18 protein-coding genes and 1 pseudogene are annotated in these 15,071 nt (G+C 42.1%); 17 read left to right on the forward strand and 2 right to left on the reverse strand.

Features of this window, described 5'->3' with window-relative positions; translation table 11 throughout:
- Positions 1-4: 4 nt before the first annotated feature.
- From gtfA to D8863_RS01360, 12 genes and pseudogenes are all read left to right on the forward strand, one after another.
- The gene (gene gtfA / locus D8863_RS01305) at positions 5-1,525 is read left to right on the forward strand and encodes an accessory Sec system glycosyltransferase GtfA (protein ID WP_125440854.1); all 1,521 of its coding nucleotides are present in this window, start codon (positions 5-7) and stop codon (positions 1,523-1,525) included.
- Positions 1,509-2,855: an accessory Sec system glycosylation chaperone GtfB gene (gtfB, locus tag D8863_RS01310; protein WP_125440855.1), complete on the forward strand. Its 1,347-nt coding sequence runs from the start codon at positions 1,509-1,511 to the stop codon at positions 2,853-2,855. Before gtfA ends, gtfB begins: the two co-directional genes overlap by 17 nt.
- Positions 2,848-3,027, forward strand: coding sequence for an accessory Sec system protein Asp4 (gene asp4 / locus D8863_RS01315; RefSeq protein ID WP_000161925.1), 180 nt, complete (start codon positions 2,848-2,850; stop codon positions 3,025-3,027). The genes gtfB and asp4 overlap by 8 nt, the downstream gene beginning before the upstream one ends.
- Positions 3,028-3,032: 5 nt before the next feature.
- Positions 3,033-3,254 carry an accessory Sec system protein Asp5 gene (gene asp5 / locus D8863_RS01320; protein WP_438827521.1) on the forward strand — a complete coding sequence of 74 codons (222 nt, stop codon included), beginning with the start codon at positions 3,033-3,035 and terminating at the stop codon, positions 3,252-3,254.
- A 68-nt stretch (positions 3,255-3,322) separates the two neighbouring features.
- Positions 3,323-3,808 (forward strand): immunity protein YezG family protein, encoded by a 486-nt coding sequence (locus D8863_RS01325; protein ID WP_125440857.1) that lies wholly within the window; start codon positions 3,323-3,325, stop codon positions 3,806-3,808.
- Positions 3,809-3,853: 45 nt separating this feature from the next.
- Positions 3,854-4,513: a hypothetical protein gene (locus tag D8863_RS01330; protein WP_125440858.1), complete on the forward strand. Its 660-nt coding sequence runs from the start codon at positions 3,854-3,856 to the stop codon at positions 4,511-4,513.
- 54 nt (positions 4,514-4,567) lie between these two features.
- Positions 4,568-5,053 carry an immunity protein YezG family protein gene (locus tag D8863_RS01335; RefSeq protein ID WP_125440859.1) on the forward strand — a complete coding sequence of 162 codons (486 nt, stop codon included), beginning with the start codon at positions 4,568-4,570 and terminating at the stop codon, positions 5,051-5,053.
- Positions 5,054-5,236: 183 nt separating this feature from the next.
- Positions 5,237-5,983 carry a hypothetical protein gene (locus tag D8863_RS01340; protein ID WP_185761429.1) on the forward strand — a complete coding sequence of 249 codons (747 nt, stop codon included), beginning with the start codon at positions 5,237-5,239 and terminating at the stop codon, positions 5,981-5,983.
- Between the two features lie 47 nt (positions 5,984-6,030).
- Positions 6,031-6,619: pseudogene (locus D8863_RS01345) on the forward strand (hypothetical protein).
- A gap of 153 nt (positions 6,620-6,772) precedes the next feature.
- A complete protein-coding gene (locus tag D8863_RS01350) occupies positions 6,773-7,654 on the forward strand; it encodes a beta-carotene 15,15'-monooxygenase (protein WP_125440860.1) in 882 nt (293 codons plus the stop codon).
- Between the two features lie 68 nt (positions 7,655-7,722).
- Complete coding sequence (locus tag D8863_RS01355; RefSeq protein ID WP_125440861.1) at positions 7,723-8,202, forward strand: DUF6985 domain-containing protein; 480 nt, start codon at positions 7,723-7,725, stop codon at positions 8,200-8,202.
- Between the two features lie 156 nt (positions 8,203-8,358).
- The gene (locus D8863_RS01360) at positions 8,359-8,898 is read left to right on the forward strand and encodes a T6SS immunity protein Tdi1 domain-containing protein (RefSeq protein ID WP_125440862.1); all 540 of its coding nucleotides are present in this window, start codon (positions 8,359-8,361) and stop codon (positions 8,896-8,898) included.
- Between the two features lie 101 nt (positions 8,899-8,999).
- Here D8863_RS01360 and D8863_RS01365 read toward each other — a convergent pair whose 3' ends face one another.
- Together D8863_RS01365 and sstT are read right to left on the reverse strand one after the other, a co-directional pair.
- Positions 9,000-9,953 (reverse strand): aromatic acid exporter family protein, encoded by a 954-nt coding sequence (locus D8863_RS01365; protein WP_125440863.1) that lies wholly within the window; start codon positions 9,951-9,953, stop codon positions 9,000-9,002.
- Positions 9,954-10,002: 49 nt separating this feature from the next.
- A complete protein-coding gene (gene sstT / locus D8863_RS01370) occupies positions 10,003-11,214 on the reverse strand; it encodes a serine/threonine transporter SstT (protein WP_125440864.1) in 1,212 nt (403 codons plus the stop codon).
- 149 nt (positions 11,215-11,363) lie between these two features.
- On the opposite strand from sstT, the gene D8863_RS01375 reads away from it, so the two are divergent.
- The 5 genes from D8863_RS01375 (at position 11,364) to yhbY (ending at position 15,069) form a co-directional block, all read left to right on the forward strand.
- Positions 11,364-11,924, forward strand: coding sequence for a mechanosensitive ion channel family protein (locus D8863_RS01375; protein WP_001150569.1), 561 nt, complete (start codon positions 11,364-11,366; stop codon positions 11,922-11,924).
- 57 nt (positions 11,925-11,981) lie between these two features.
- The gene (locus tag D8863_RS01380) at positions 11,982-12,890 is read left to right on the forward strand and encodes a magnesium transporter CorA family protein (protein ID WP_125384705.1); all 909 of its coding nucleotides are present in this window, start codon (positions 11,982-11,984) and stop codon (positions 12,888-12,890) included.
- A gap of 17 nt (positions 12,891-12,907) precedes the next feature.
- Entirely contained in the window at positions 12,908-13,435 is a 528-nt protein-coding gene (locus D8863_RS01385; RefSeq protein ID WP_006153778.1) for a YqeG family HAD IIIA-type phosphatase, read from the forward strand.
- A 2-nt stretch (positions 13,436-13,437) separates the two neighbouring features.
- A complete protein-coding gene (gene yqeH / locus D8863_RS01390; protein WP_000391187.1) occupies positions 13,438-14,544 on the forward strand; it encodes a ribosome biogenesis GTPase YqeH in 1,107 nt (368 codons plus the stop codon).
- 213 nt (positions 14,545-14,757) lie between these two features.
- Complete coding sequence (yhbY, locus tag D8863_RS01395; protein ID WP_000060169.1) at positions 14,758-15,069, forward strand: ribosome assembly RNA-binding protein YhbY; 312 nt, start codon at positions 14,758-14,760, stop codon at positions 15,067-15,069.
- Positions 15,070-15,071: the final 2 nt, after the last annotated feature.

Genomic DNA, 15,071 nt, shown 5'->3' on the forward strand with positions numbered 1-15,071 from the left:
TCATATGACAATTTACAACATAAATCTAGGAATCGGTTGGGCGAGCAGTGGTGTCGAATATGCCCAGGCCTACCGAGCAGGGATTTTTAGAAGTTTAGACCTAGCATCTAAGTTTATCTTTACCGACTTGATTTTGGCAGACAATATCCAGCATTTAACGGCCAATATCGGCTTTGCGGATAATCAGGTAATCTGGCTTTACAATCATTTTACAGATATCAGGCTAGCACCGACCAGTGTTACAGTTGACGAGGTCTTGGCTTCTTTCGGTGGCCTTGAGAGTCATAGGGAGCAGGACGGCAAGGTCTTACGTGTCTACTTTTCAGATGAGGACAAGTTTGTGACCTGCTACTTGGTAGACTCGGCTAAGAATCTGGTGCAGCATGCAGAGTATGTGTTTGGGGGGAACTTGGTTCGCAAGGATTATTTTTCCTACACGCGCTACTGTACAGAATATTTCGCGCCCAAAGACCAAGTGGCTAGGCTCTATCAACGAAGCTTTTTCAATGAAGATGGCAGCACTGCTTACGATATCTTGTTGACTGAGGGACAGGAAGAGGTCTATCGATTTAAGGACCGGATTCTGTATGGAAAGCCAACCCTTATGCGCTATTTTATGCAACGTTTGAACTTGAGCAAGTCTGATTTGGTCATCTTGGACAGGGAAACAGGGATTGGTCAGGCTGTTTTTGAAGAAGCACAAAAGGCCCATCTAGCAGTTGTCGTTCACGCAGAGCACTATAGTGAAAATGCTAGTAACGAAGACTATCTCCTCTGGAATAACTACTATGAGTATCAGTTTACAAATGCGGACAAGGTCGATTGCTTTATCGTATCCACGGATCGGCAGAAGGAAGTTCTCGAAGGTCAATTTGCCCAGTACAGTCAGCATCGTCCACGAATCGTCACGATTCCAGTTGGGAGCATTGATCAGCTGACGGAGCCTGCTAGGGAACGCAAGCCCTTTTCTCTCATTACCGCTTCGCGTCTGGCCAAGGAAAAACACATCGACTGGCTCGTCAAGGCGGTTATCCAAGCGCATCAAGTCCTCCCTGAGCTCACCTTTGACATTTATGGCAGTGGGGGTGAGGAATCCCTTTTAAGGGAAATCATCACGGCTCACCAAGCGGAGAACTATATCCAGCTCAAAGGGCATGCAGATCTAGCTCAGATCTATCCCCAGTATGAGGTCTATCTGACAGCCTCAACCAGCGAAGGCTTTGGTCTGACCTTGATGGAGGCAGTTGGTTCAGGCTTGCCCCTGATTGGCTTTGATGTGCCTTATGGAAACCAGACCTTTATCAAGGATGGTCAAAATGGCTACTTGATCCCAAGTTCGGATGACCATGTTGAAACGGCGATTAAAAGATCCTTTGCGGAAAAGATCTGCCAGCTCTATCAGGAAAATCATTTGCCAGATATGCGAACAGCATCTTATGACCTAGCTAGAGGATTTTTAACAGACAAAGTAAGGGACAAGTGGAAGAAAACGATAGAGGAGGTCCTGCATGATTCAACTATTTGATCGATATGGCCAGGAAAGTCGAGATTTACATGAAAGTTTAGAAGTTGCTGGTCTGTCCCATGTCACGGTTGTGATCGAGCCAGATGGCTTTCTCCCAGATGGGATTCTTTCTCCCTTTACCTACTATCTAGGTTACGAGTCGGGAAAAGCTCTTTATTTCAACCAAGTAGCTGTACCTGAATTTTGGGAGATTGCGGGTAATAACCAGTTTGCGCATATCCTAGAGGATTCTCGGGAGAGGGGCGTGATTCACTATGTGGAGGCTCCTCAGGCCCGTCTGGTCAAGCAAGTCGACTGGAAGGACCTATCTGGTCGCATCTACCAAGCAGACCACTATAACCGATACGGAGCCTGCTTTGCCAAGACCACCTATAGTGCAGATGGACAGGCTATCCTGACCAAGTACCAGGATGCAAAGGGACAGGAAATTGTACTAGAAAACCATGTGACAGGCGATATCCTCCTAACCTTGCCCGGACAAGCCCTGCGCCATTTTAAAAATCGAGTAGAATTCACGATTTTCTTTTTGCAAGACTTAGGAATCGACACTCGCCACCTTCTCTTTAACACTCTCGCAACCTCTTTCTTGGTCTCATACCATTATCCAGACAAGAGTGGACGGGACACTTTAGTCTGGCAAGAACCGCTAGATGATTGTCTTCCTGGAAATATGCAGCTGCTCTTGGAGCAAGAGGAGCTGAGAGCCAAGCAGATCCTCATACCAGATAAGGCTACCTATGAACTAGCCTTGGCCTTGACCAATCCAGCCTATCATGACAAGTTTTTCCATCTAGGTTATCATTATCAATTTAAGAGAGAAAATTTCGTTCGACCAGATGCCTTGATCGTTACCAACTCAGATCAGATCCAGCATATCGAAACTCTGATTGAGTCCTTGCCAATGGTGACCTTCCGAATCGCGGCAGTGACTGAAATGTCGTCCAAGTTGCTGACCTTGCTTTCCTATCCCAATGTCGTTCTCTATCAAAACGCCAGTCCGCAAAAGATTCGAGAACTCTACCAGCTGTCGGATCTCTATCTAGATATCAATTACGGAAACGAGCTTTTGGATGCTGTCCGTCAAGCCTTCGAGCACAATATGCTTATCCTAGCCTTTGATCAGACAGCTCATAACAGACCTTACACAGCTCCAGAACACCTCTTTGATGTGCAGGCTGTTGGAGACATGATTGCGAAGATTCAAGAAGCTCTCAGCAGTCTTGACAAGATGGGGCAAGCCCTTGGGCATCAAGGTCGTCATGCCAACTATGTGGACTTGGCTACTTACCGAGAGAGGATGGAAAGGATAATAGGGGAAGGCCATGACTAAAAAAGATTTATTTTACAAGGATGTCGAAGGACGCATGGAAGAGTTAAAGCAAGGAGCGCTTAAGAAAGAAAAGCCTACCCGAGGAGAAAAGATCAGTAAAACCTTCTCCATTTTACTCGGCTTGCTTATCCTTCTTACCCTGATCTTTACATTATTAGGAATCTTGAGGTGAAAATGATGGAAGTTTTAATGATTGTAGGGATAGTCCTAGCCGTCGCCTTGATTGTCCTGGTTCTCATCCAACCTCGCCAAAGCCAACTCTTTTTCATGGATGCGACTAGCAATATCGGAAAACCAGGCTACTGGCAGAACAACCGCTTGGTAAAAATGGTGACCCTCTTGATTAGCCTAGCCTTGTTTGTATTGCTCCTCGTTTTTATGTTGGTGACCTATCAGTAAGAACGCGGTACCATTCACAGATAAAGGATACTAGAGACGGGGAAAATACATCTAAATCGGAGGATAAAATGGAAAACCAGATGAATGAAAAAATTATCGAAATCGTGCATCAAGTCAACGATATGATTCCAGTTGAGTGGGATGATTTGTATATTGTAATCGAGATGGATAAGACCTATAGTGGTGAAGCCTATTTCTATTTTAAGTATAAAAATCACTATCATTACCATCTGGAAATGCCAGAAGATTTTGGTCTATCGATGATGGATGTTCTAAGCGAAAACAAGGTTTTATTTAAAAAATCAGAAAATCTGAAAAGAGTGTTTATTGAAAATGACTTGGCAGATTGGTATATTTGTATCATCCATTTAGATGATAACAACAAGCTTTCAGTCGACTATGACTATGCTCCATGGTTGAAAAGTAATTTTGGACCAACTGCTCGTATGAACTTTTTCAGATATCAATCTCTAGGATTTGAACCAAGAAACGAAAAAGAACTAGAACAGTTCAAGGCAATGGAAGCCTTTCAGCAGGAACATAATGGCAAATAGTTTGCTTGGATAAGAGGAATAAGACCAGATTAGTGAGGTAATTCAATGGTGAAATTTTCAAAAATAGATAAACAACTAAAAAAAGAATTGAAAAAAGTTCAGCGCAATGCAGCAAAAAAAGTACAATTAAAGTCTCGAGATTGGGCCTATTTCAACAAAGTAGGAGACTATCTGGTCTCGTATAGGATTAATATTAATTTTCCAGATAATGAGTTTCGTTTGACAATTGACCCTTATATCAAACCATATATTTTTGATGATATCTTTTGGGAAGTTTTTGATATGGCGAGTAATTCGCAGGAGCCCATGAGTCTTCGAGCAGTTGGAGCTTTTACAGTCGATAGTTTATCATTACCATATAGGATGGTCAAAGAAGACTGGACAATGGAGGGTCTTGATTTAGAAAAAGTCGAATCCAAGGTTTTTGAGGTGCTCTCAGAAGTGCATGAAGAAGTTGTAAAACTTATAAATAGCTTCCCAACTTTTGAAGACTTCTATGCCTATACGGTCAAGAACGGCCCTAGTCTTGTAGGTTATGATTTAATAGGAATGCTATTAATGATCCACCAAGAGCAGTATGCAGAGGCACTCCAAAAGGCTGAAGGCTTGATCGCAAAGCGTAAACACGGAAAATTCCAAAATAAGGGTAAATGGATTAATGAATATATCGTTGATTACTGTAAAGAAAAACTCAAGGCGGATTAGGAAGTCTAGGTCCCATGCTTGTCCTGAAATGTATAAACCAAACCGGAGGAACATATGGAAAAACAGATTAATGAGAAAGTGATGGAAATTGCTCAGAGTGTCCATAAGACTATACCTGTAGCTTGGGAAAATCTTTTTATTAATATTACCCTGACTTTTGATGGTGGAGAAGTCTACTATTTCTTCAACGAAGAAGGAAAAAGTGACTATATTTATAATCTTTTTATTCCCAAGAAGTATAAGTTGCCTAATTCAGAATTTAGAGAAAATGAAAGACGCACCTTCAAATTAGCTTGGGAATTGAGGGAAATCTTTAAAAATGAAGAGCAGGCTTTATGGACAACATGTGTTATAAAGATTATTGGTACAAAATTGACTGCTACATTTGACTACGCACCTTGGTTCGAGAGTGGTTTTACCTCAGGCCAACAAATGGATTTTTTTGAATACAAATACCTTGGCAAGCAGCCGGCTAATGAAAAAGAACTAGAACAGTTCAAAGCTATGGAAGCCTTCCAGCAAGAATATAACGAGAACTAGTTTCTTGTATAAACAGCCACCCTTGAGGTGGTCTTTTATTGTTTTCCAAACGCTAGTCCATAGGGTTTATGGTATACTAGTAGGACAGTTTATCTATGGGATAAGAGACTGATTTCATACAAGTCAAAAGGGAAAGGTCAGAAATGTGCGCCTTTTCCTGAAAGAAACTAGAAAGAGAAAGAGATGTTTTTAGGAAGACGTCGGATATTTTTTAACCAATACTATGACAAGGCGATTTATTATGATCGCAAAACCCACGAACTTTTGGAGGCACCAAAGAGCAAGCTCTTGGATACAGAAAAGTCTAGTAGGATGAATCGCCATATCCCCCTATTGGTAGTTCTCTTGTTATCAAGTGGTAGTGGGTTGATTTCCTTCTTCCGCTTGTTTATACAAGGAACCTATACCATGTCTACCTTCTGGAGTGTTCTTCTCATTTGGTTAGGGCAGTTTGCTTTCATCACCATCCTTGTTGAACGCGCCTTGTATCGAAATGTCAACAGGGCTCAGGTGACTACTCAAACTATTTGTCTGGCGCTTATGGAAAAGTCAGAGGAAACAAAGGAAGCTGAGGCAGAGATGAGTGAAAAAGATAGTCGCAACGCTACACGCTGGATAAGAGCATTGCTTTCTCTGGTTCCCTTAGTTGGATTTTTCTACGCCTATAATTTTATTTGGAATTACCAAGAGAGGTTGGGCACTCCCATCGGAGGAGAGATTGTCAAGATTGTCCTAACAGGACTTTTATTAGGCTTGACATTTGTTCTTTATAACCAAAACAATTTACCCAGAATATTTGATATTCTGGATCGCTTTTATGCCAGAAAACTGAGCCTCATCTGTCGAGCAGACGACAATCCAGATGTCTATCTGGAAGTGAGTATGGGGACAGATGAAGAATTTGTCATCAAGGAAGTACAGAAGGACTAAGATCCGTTTTTGAAAGAGTGAGATAGAAAGAGGTAAAGTATGTTTTTCTGAGACGTCGTCGGGTTTTTATCGGTGAATGTGATGGTCAGGCGGTTTACTATGACCAAAAGACTGGGGAGGCCTTGGCTGCTCCAAAGAGTGTTTTACTCAATACGGAAGGTGCTTATAAGACCAATGCTTACATTCCTGAAATGGTTATTTTTCTGATGGCAGGTGGACCTGGTCTCTATGGCCTCCTTTCAGCTTTGGATATTGGTGTCTATAACTGGACCAGTTTGAGCTATGTTTTACTATTGTGGCTGGCTGAGTTTCTATTGTTTACCGCTATTCTTGAGCGAGGACTTTATAAAAATGTGCGCAAGGCTCAGCCAACAACGGAGAAGGTGTTTTACTACGCAGTGTCACATAATTTGATGGTGAGGGACGAACACTTTGATCCAGCTGAGGCATCTGCTACGATCTATCGAATCACTCGTTACATCATACTTGCCTTTGTTATCTATCTTTTGTATGTTCTTTGCGCTTTTTCTGTTTTATAACCAAAACAATCCCGTTCGTTTTGTGAAGATTATGAAGCTATACAGTCAAGGGAAAATCTTGTTCAAGAAAGAACCGGAGAACGAAACGTGTAACTAGGTGTTAGGGAACAGTCAAATCCCAGAAAGTGAGTGCTGTATCTTTAACGAAGCAAGGAGTGGCTGTTGCGATAGTTGCTATGTGATGACCTCCTCAAATGGAAGATTCTCAAGGATATACGGCGTTTTGCCAGATGAAATTTGGAGATAAAAAATGAAAGACATCCGTATTTTCGGTGCCGACTTTGAAAGAAGTAAGCGCATTGTGACCCAGGGGGATTTTGCCCTGACCGCAGGGATGCCCAACCCCATTCATATGGGTATCATCAACCGCCTCTTTACAGTGATTATTCTTGGATTTTGCTTTTCAGGGATTCTGATCTATGGCGTATTAATCGGGATACCAGAGTTTATCAGTGTAGATAGCGATGTTCATATCATTTCTCTGGAAGCAGGACTGCTGATTCATAACATGAGTAGCTTTCTAAAGCCCTTTAATCTGACGGTATATGTGATATCCTATCTAGGAATGGTGCTTGTTTTTTGGCCCAAAAAACGTTTGACCAGCCAGCTTTGGACCTACTTTCCCTTCTACTTTGCCATGTCCATTTGCGCTTTCATATCAGGACTGTACTTTGCCAGTGCAGTGGCCTATGATGCTTATACATGGCTGGGCTTCTGGCTTGAGCTTGGGATAGGTATAGCCCTCTTTTTCTGGATTATTCTCAATAGTATCCAGAATCTCAAGTGCAGACTAAATGATCAAGAGGAAAAGTCAATCCTCAAGCAGCTAGTCAGAATTCTCGCTGGAATCGCGGTAATTCTCTTTCCGGTGTCGCTGGTCTATCATCTGCTGTATCAAGTCCCCCTTCAGTGGTATTTCTACATTTTAGGATTGTTTTTGCCGGTTTGGTTTGTCATTGGAGCTCATTTTATCGCCTTTATGATCAATGTCCATATCTTTCAAGCCTACTATATCCACAAATATCCAGAAGAGTATAAGGCATATTTAAAGATATCAGACCAAGAATGGTATAGCAAACGATACTATAAAAAGCTGGTTAAAAGTGGACAGTTGAAGGAAGAGAGAACGTGAGGGAATTGGTTTTCTAAACAAAGCAGCAGTTAAAAATTATTAGTTTTCTAGAGAGGCAGTTGTAAATAATGGAATTGAATCATCACATTTTTGGTAAACTAACTTTTAATTATGGTTGGACTCGAGAACTTACCGTCACTATTTTTGGTGAGCAGTATGTTTTAGAAATGATTATTGATGCAGATGAAGATGGAGAATTTGAAGTAAATCAAGAAAGAGCCTATATCTTTTTTCAAGAACATCAAGAGGAAATGATAAAGGAAGCGAATGCTGCTGTTGTATCTTACTATCATAACGAAATCTCAGAGATTGTTTCTGGTTATACCGATAGCAATGAAAAACAATACTTTTTAGATAAAATTGGAAATGAAGAAGAAATTTTTTCTCTGTTGAAACCCAAACAAATAATGTTTCCTTTAACTTTTGATGAAACTGTTGAAGAAGTTGGTTTTTTATGTGATTGTGATTGGGACAAGGATAACGGACTAGGGATAAAATTTACCAACGGCGTATTGTCTGAGATTGGTCCTCAAGATATACTTTTATAGGTAGTTTCTTTCTTGATAACTGACGAATTCAGGAAGAAAACTGATTGTGACTTAACCACCCCAAGGGTGGTTTTTAGCTAGAAAAACGTGGAAAGCATTCTTTATGGTATACTAGGATTGTAGTGAAACAATGATAGAATCAAATTGGAGGAAAAAATGTTAGAAAACTTTATAAAAGTGGAAGATATGCCCCAAGAAGTGATTGAAAAATACAAGGATCAAGTTCCAGCTGAGTTGCTTCAAATTTGGCAGGAAGATGGTCTAGGAACTTTTCTTGATGGATATCTAAAAGTCATCAATCCAGATGACTATCTTGAACTTCTCCAAGATAGTTATTTCAGAGGAGATGTCGCTTTTCCTATGTTCGTGACAGCATTTGGAGATATTATTACTTGGGAAGAGAACGCCTACGTGGGAATTGCCCAATATAATATTCAAGATTTGGATATTATTTGTAAGGGTATGGATTTATTTATTCGATTTTTAGATAACGAATATATTACAAAAAAATTTGAACTAGATTTATATAGACAGGCTGTGTTAAAACATGGTACCTTGTCTTATAACCAATGTTTCGGTTTTGTTCCTTTGCTAGCCTTGGGAGGCGTAAAAGATGTGGAACATATGGATAAGGTAAAAGCCTTGGAGCACATTTACCTTATGTACCAGCTGACAGGTGGCGTGATGGATGACTAGGAGTTGCTATTTCTTTTTTGAAAACAGTACGAGAGGAAGAACTTTCCTTCCAAATGCAAAACAAAAGAACCTCAGAGGAATTCTCTGAGGTTCTTTGCGTTCTAGTTTCCATATTTCTGGTAAAAATCGACCTTAACCTGGATAAAGGTTTCGGCTTCACGTAGTAGTTGCAGGAGAGTGGCACGGGTTTCAAACTCCTCACGTGTTTTCGGGAGACTCCGATTGCGGAAGACTTGCAGATAGCGTTCGATGTCATCAAGTAGGTCATGAGCAGGATTGGTCTGGCTTAGCTGGGCAGCAATCTTAGAAAAGAGCTGGGCCAAGATCAAACTCTCACTTGCGGCCAGATGACAGGTATTGATCTGCTGGGCCATATTTCGCAGGATACGACTTTGTCGCTGTCTCATCTCAAAGTAGTGGATGTGGTAGTCCGTCTGGTGAAAGAGGTGGTCCGAGTGATCCAGGTAGACCAGTTTGAGGGCCTCATCGAGGAGGTTGTCTAATTGGTCAACGAGTTGGGCTTGATTGCGTCCATCTCCTCTTGACAGATAGTATTTAAAGCGAAGCAGGATGTCTTTTAACTTTTCTTCGACCTGAAGGTGGTAGCTTTGGATAGCTTTCTCACGAGACGGCATATAAAGGTTGACCAATAGGGCAAAGCTTGTCCCGATGAGAAAGAGGAGTACTTCATTAAGCAAGAGCTCTGGAGAAGTAGACTCCTGTACCAAGAGATGACTGACCAAGACACTGCTAGGGGTGATACCGATTTCCCAGCCCATTTTGTAAGCGAGAGGGACATAAAGAGCCAGGTAGAGGCCCAGACTCCAGATGTGAAAGCCCGTCAGCTGAAAGGCTAGAACACCGATAGCGAGCGCTAGGAGCATGGAAAAGAGGCGGTTACGTGCTAATTTCAGCGTGCTTCTGCGCGTGTCGGAGAGGCTTAAGAGAGCGATGATTCCAGCTGAAACTGCTGATGATAAATCTAAAAAATAAGCGAGAAAACAAGCGAGACAGGTCGCTAAGATCAGTTTGGTCGTACGTTGAGTGAGGGACATGAAAATTTCCTAAACTAATAGAATCAAGTGTTTAACGAGAAATCAGAGACTAGGGGCGAAGTTTTTGGTTTGTAGCATACTCAGCAACTGCTGTAAAGAGGACATCTGTTGAAGAGTTCAGAGCTGTTTCGCAGGAGTCTTGAACGACCCCAATCACAAAACCGACTCCGACAACCTGCATAGCCAAGTCGTTGGAAATCCCAAAGAGGCTACAAGCCACAGGAATGAGGAGAAGGGATCCCCCAGCGATTCCAGAGGCCCCGCAGGCAGAAATGGCAGCCACGACACTGAGCACAAATGCTGTCCCAAAGTCTACCGAGATTCCAAGTGTGTTGACGGCAGCCAGGGTTAGGACATTTATGGTAACAGCAGCGCCAGCCATATTGATGGTCGATCCAAGCGGGATGGAGACAGAGTAGGTGTCAGGATTCAGTCCCAAGTCTTGGCAGAGTTTCATATTGACAGGGATATTTGCAGCAGAGCTACGAGTGAAAAAGGCTGTAATACCACTGACACGTAGGCATTTCAAAACAAGGGGATAGGGGTTTTTCCTCATAAAGAGAAAGGCGATGAGCGGGTTGATGATGAGAGCGACAAAGGCCATAGTAGCAATCAAGAGTCCTAGGAGGACACCGTAGTTAGCCAGACTGGCAATGCCCTTATCAGAGATGGTCTTGAACACCAAGCCTAAAATCCCAAAGGGAGCTAGGTTGATAATCCATTCCACGATTTTAGAGGTAACATCCGCCATGGTTTTCAGCAATTCTTTGCTGTGTTTACTTGCCTCTCTCATAGCCAGGCCAAAGATGACTGCCCAAGAGAGAATTCCGATATAGTTGGCTTCAACAATGGCATTCAAGGGATTGTCCACTAGTTTGAGCAAGAGGTTGCTGAGGACTTGACCGATACCGTCAGGAGCAGCAACTTCTGTATTTGCGCTGGTCAGGGTGATTTGCACAGGCAGTAAGAAACTAGCTAGAACGGCTACCAATGCAGCAGCAAAGGTTCCGAGCAAGTATAGGAAAATAACAGTCTTCATATTGGTGTTTTGTCCCTTTTGGTGTTGGGAAAGGGCATTGGCAACAAGGGCAAAAACCAAAATAGGAGCGATGGCTTTCAGTCCGCCTACAAAGAGATCTCCAAGCAGGCCAATTCCTGTAAGGTTTGGAAAGAGCATCCCTAATGTAGCTCCCAAAATCATTCCAATAAGGATTCGTTTGATGAGGCTTGCCTTGGTCCAGGCTCTAATGATTCGTTTCATAGCAGTCTCCTTCAAATGTATTGTTTATAATTATAGTATAAATATGCTATAGAGGCAAGTGATGTTTTGAAAATAGGAACGATAATTGAATAATTATGAAAGAAAAGAGAAGGGCGATTTTATGGTATAATAGGGAAAAGGAGTTTTATATGCAAGATTTTTTTCAACGCTATTTTGATAAACTTGATTTAACAACCATATTAGAGAATCTCTTGACCAAGGTGATTTCTCTTTTGATTTTGTTTTTACTATTTTATATAGCTAAAAAGATGCTTCATGCAACTGTACGAAAGATTGTCAAGCCCTCGCTTAAGTTTTCCAATCGAGATGCAGGAAGACAAAAGACTATCTCCCGTTTGCTGGAGAATGTCTTTAACTACATTCTTTATTTCTTTCTGCTCTACTGTATCCTGTCTATTTTAGGTTTGCCAGTTTCTAGCCTCCTTGCTGGTGCGGGGATTGCCGGGGTGGCCATTGGTATGGGGGCGCAAGGCTTTCTATCCGATGTCATTAATGGCTTCTTCATCCTCTTTGAACGCCAGCTTGATGTGGGCGATGAAGTGGTTCTCACAAATGGACCGATTACCGTTTCTGGAAAGGTCGTTAGCGTAGGGATCCGTACAACGCAACTGCGAGGTGACGATCAAGCCCTTCACTTTGTTCCCAATCGCAATATCACAGTCGTCAGCAATCTATCTCGTACTGAATAGGCCGGCTATTTTAGCAGATTTATGGTACAATAGAAGGAGTTTGGTAAAGGAGAGAGTATGCTATTTGTAGAGAAAAAATTAGGTCACGATTGTACATGGATAGACCTTGATGTGGACAAGATTAAAAACATGGAAGACCTTTCGGATGTCTATGGATTGGACAAGGAAACTATCGAGTATGCTCTGGATAGAAATGAGCGTGCCCACATGGACTATCACCGTGAAACGGGAACGGTAACCTTCATTTATAATGTTCTTGACTTAGAAAAAGACAAAGAATATTATGAAGCGATTCCGATGACCTTTATCGTTGAAAAACAACGGCTGATCACAATTAGCAATCACAAGAATAGTTATGTGATTAAACGAATGGCATCCTACCTTGAAAGCCATGAAGTTGTTTCAATCTACAAATTTCTTTTTGCCAGTTTAGAGATTATTAGCAATGCTTATTATCCGGTTATTGAAGAGATGGATAAAAGTAAGGATGAAATCAGTGCACTTCTTCGTCAAAAAACAACTAAAAAAAATCTCTTTGCCCTCTCTGACTTGGAAACTGGTATGGTTTACCTGACAGCAGCTGCCAAACAAAATCGTCTCCTCTTGGAACACATTCAAGGGCATGCTCTTTATCGCAATTTTAATGAGGTAGAAAGAGAGCAGTTTGACGATGCCATGATTGAAGCGCACCAGTTGGTTTCGATGACAGACTTGATTTCTCAAGTTTTGCAACAACTCTCAGCCTCTTACAACAACATCCTAAATAATAATCTAAATGATAATTTGACAACTTTGACCATTATCTCAGTCTTGCTAGCTATCCTTGCGGTTATTACAGGATTCTTCGGAATGAATGTTCCCTTACCGTTTGCAGATGAACCAAATGCTTGGATTTATATATTGCTAGCTAGTCTCATTTTATGGGTAGTCTTAGCCCAATATTTAAAGAATATTGCTAGAAATTAAAAGGAAAAGGAGCCAGAATGGCGATTGAAAATTACATGCCAGATTTTGCTGTGGAAGCAGTATATGATCTGACAGTCCCAAGCCTGCAAGCGCAGGGAATCAAGGCTGTTTTGGTCGATCTGGACAATACCCTCATTGCTTGGAACAACCCTGATGGAACGCCAGAGATGAAGCAATGGCTACATGACCTCCGTGACGCGGGTATCCGCATCATCGTGGTCTCAAATAACACCAAAAAACGGGTCCAACGTGCAGTTGAGAAATTTGGAATTGACTACGTTTATTGGGCCTTGAAGCCCTTTACATTTGGGATTGACCGTGCCATGAAGGAATTTCACTATGAGAAAAATGAAGTGGTCATGGTCGGCGACCAACTCATGACGGATATACGAGCAGCGCACCGTGCAGGTATTCGCTCGATCTTGGTCAAACCCTTGGTCCAACACGACTCGATCAAGACGCAGATCAACCGAGCTCGCGAGCGCCGTGTCATGAAGCAAATTACTGAAAAGTACGGACCGATTACATATAAAAAAGGAATTTAACTATGGAAGAAATTCTCTGTATTGGTTGTGGAGCAACCATTCAGACGACAGACAAGGCTGGTCTTGGTTTCACCCCCCAGTCAGCACTTGAAAAAGGTTTGGAGACTGGTGAAGTCTATTGCCAACGCTGTTTTCGTCTCCGCCATTACAATGAAATCACTGATGTCCAGTTGACGGACGATGATTTCCTCAAGCTCTTGCACGAGGTGGGAGACAGTGATGCCTTGGTGGTCAATGTCATTGATATCTTTGACTTTAATGGCTCTGTCATCCCAGGCTTGCCACGTTTTGTATCGGGCAATGATGTCCTCTTGGTCGGAAATAAAAAAGATATCTTGCCTAAGTCAGTTAAACCGGGCAAGATTAGTCAGTGGCTCATGGAGCGTGCCCACGAAGAAGGACTTCGTCCTGTTGATGTGGTCCTGACTTCGGCTCAGAATAAGCATGCTATCAAGGAAGTCATTGATAAGATTGAACACTACCGTAAGGGACGCGATGTCTATGTGGTCGGTGTGACCAACGTTGGAAAGTCAACTCTTATCAATGCCATTATCCAAGAAATCACGGGTGACCAAAATGTCATCACGACTTCGCGCTTCCCAGGGACAACCTTGGACAAGATTGAGATTCCGCTTGATGATGGATCTTATATCTACGATACACCGGGGATTATCCACCGACACCAGATGGCCCACTACTTGACGGCCAAAAACCTTAAGTATGTCAGCCCTAAAAAGGAAATCAAGCCAAAAACCTATCAGCTTAACCCTGAACAAACTCTGTTTCTAGGTGGTCTCGGACGCTTTGACTTCATATCAGGAGAAAAGCAAGGATTTACAGCTTTCTTTGACAATGAACTCAAACTCCATCGTACTAAGCTTGAAGGCGCTAGTGCCTTTTATGACAAACATCTTGGAACCCTTCTAACACCACCAAATAGTAAAGAAAAAGAAGATTTTCCAAAACTAGTCCAGCATGTCTTTATCATCAAGGACAAGACAGACCTAGTCATCTCAGGACTAGGCTGGATCCGCGTAACAGGCACCGCCAAAGTCGCCGTCTGGGCACCAGAAGGCGTCGCTGTCGTCACACGAAAAGCAATCATTTAAACACAGAAAGGAAAGGGTTATCTTTATAAAGGCGAGCCCTGCGAGCTCATAACGAATACTTTTCGCTGTGGTATCAGTTGGTACAAGTGATTGTACCAACTGCGGAAAATTTGAGACCTTAGGCTCAAATTTTAGTCATGAAAGTCCGAAGGACTTTGCTGACGTCCGTCACCACTTCAGAAAAGTATTAAAAGAAACTCTTTTAAAGAAATTATGTCATTAACATCAAAACAACGTGCCTTCCTCAACAGCCAGGCACACACCCTCAAACCCATCATCCAAATCGGGAAAAATGGACTCAACGACCAAATCAAAACCAGCGTCCGTCAAGCTCTTGACGCCCGTGAATTGATTAAAGTTACGCTCTTGCAAAACACAGATGAAAACATCCACGAAGTAGCTGAAATCTTGGAAGAAGAAATCGGTGTGGATACTGTCCAAAAAATCGGACGCATCTTGATCTTGTTTAAACAATCCAGCAAGAAAGAAAATCGCAAGATTTCTAAAAAAGTCAAAGAAATCTAAAA

The organism is Streptococcus oralis (genome assembly GCF_003943825.1).
Taxonomy (GTDB): domain Bacteria; phylum Bacillota; class Bacilli; order Lactobacillales; family Streptococcaceae; genus Streptococcus; species Streptococcus oralis_CD.

Bases quoted from the DNA above. Each gene is read 5' to 3' on its own strand.
- gtfA (WP_125440854.1), top strand. From the start codon at position 5: ATGACAATTTACAACATAAATCTAGGAATCGGTTGGGCGAGCAGTGGT.
- asp5 (WP_438827521.1), top strand. From the start codon at position 3,033: ATGGAAGTTTTAATGATTGTAGGGATAGTCCTAGCCGTCGCCTTGATT.
- D8863_RS01355 (WP_125440861.1), top strand. From the start codon at position 7,723: ATGGAATTGAATCATCACATTTTTGGTAAACTAACTTTTAATTATGGT.
- D8863_RS01385 (WP_006153778.1), top strand. From the start codon at position 12,908: ATGGCGATTGAAAATTACATGCCAGATTTTGCTGTGGAAGCAGTATAT.
- D8863_RS01350 (WP_125440860.1), top strand. From the start codon at position 6,773: ATGAAAGACATCCGTATTTTCGGTGCCGACTTTGAAAGAAGTAAGCGC.
- sstT (WP_125440864.1), bottom strand. From the start codon at position 11,214: ATGAAACGAATCATTAGAGCCTGGACCAAGGCAAGCCTCATCAAACGA.
- D8863_RS01340 (WP_185761429.1), top strand. From the start codon at position 5,237: ATGTTTTTAGGAAGACGTCGGATATTTTTTAACCAATACTATGACAAG.
- yqeH (WP_000391187.1), top strand. From the start codon at position 13,438: ATGGAAGAAATTCTCTGTATTGGTTGTGGAGCAACCATTCAGACGACA.
- D8863_RS01335 (WP_125440859.1), top strand. From the start codon at position 4,568: ATGGAAAAACAGATTAATGAGAAAGTGATGGAAATTGCTCAGAGTGTC.
- asp4 (WP_000161925.1), top strand. From the start codon at position 2,848: ATGACTAAAAAAGATTTATTTTACAAGGATGTCGAAGGACGCATGGAA.
- yhbY (WP_000060169.1), top strand. From the start codon at position 14,758: ATGTCATTAACATCAAAACAACGTGCCTTCCTCAACAGCCAGGCACAC.
- D8863_RS01375 (WP_001150569.1), top strand. From the start codon at position 11,364: ATGCAAGATTTTTTTCAACGCTATTTTGATAAACTTGATTTAACAACC.
- D8863_RS01360 (WP_125440862.1), top strand. From the start codon at position 8,359: ATGTTAGAAAACTTTATAAAAGTGGAAGATATGCCCCAAGAAGTGATT.
- gtfB (WP_125440855.1), top strand. From the start codon at position 1,509: ATGATTCAACTATTTGATCGATATGGCCAGGAAAGTCGAGATTTACAT.
- D8863_RS01325 (WP_125440857.1), top strand. From the start codon at position 3,323: ATGGAAAACCAGATGAATGAAAAAATTATCGAAATCGTGCATCAAGTC.
- D8863_RS01330 (WP_125440858.1), top strand. From the start codon at position 3,854: ATGGTGAAATTTTCAAAAATAGATAAACAACTAAAAAAAGAATTGAAA.
- D8863_RS01380 (WP_125384705.1), top strand. From the start codon at position 11,982: ATGCTATTTGTAGAGAAAAAATTAGGTCACGATTGTACATGGATAGAC.
- D8863_RS01365 (WP_125440863.1), bottom strand. From the start codon at position 9,953: ATGTCCCTCACTCAACGTACGACCAAACTGATCTTAGCGACCTGTCTC.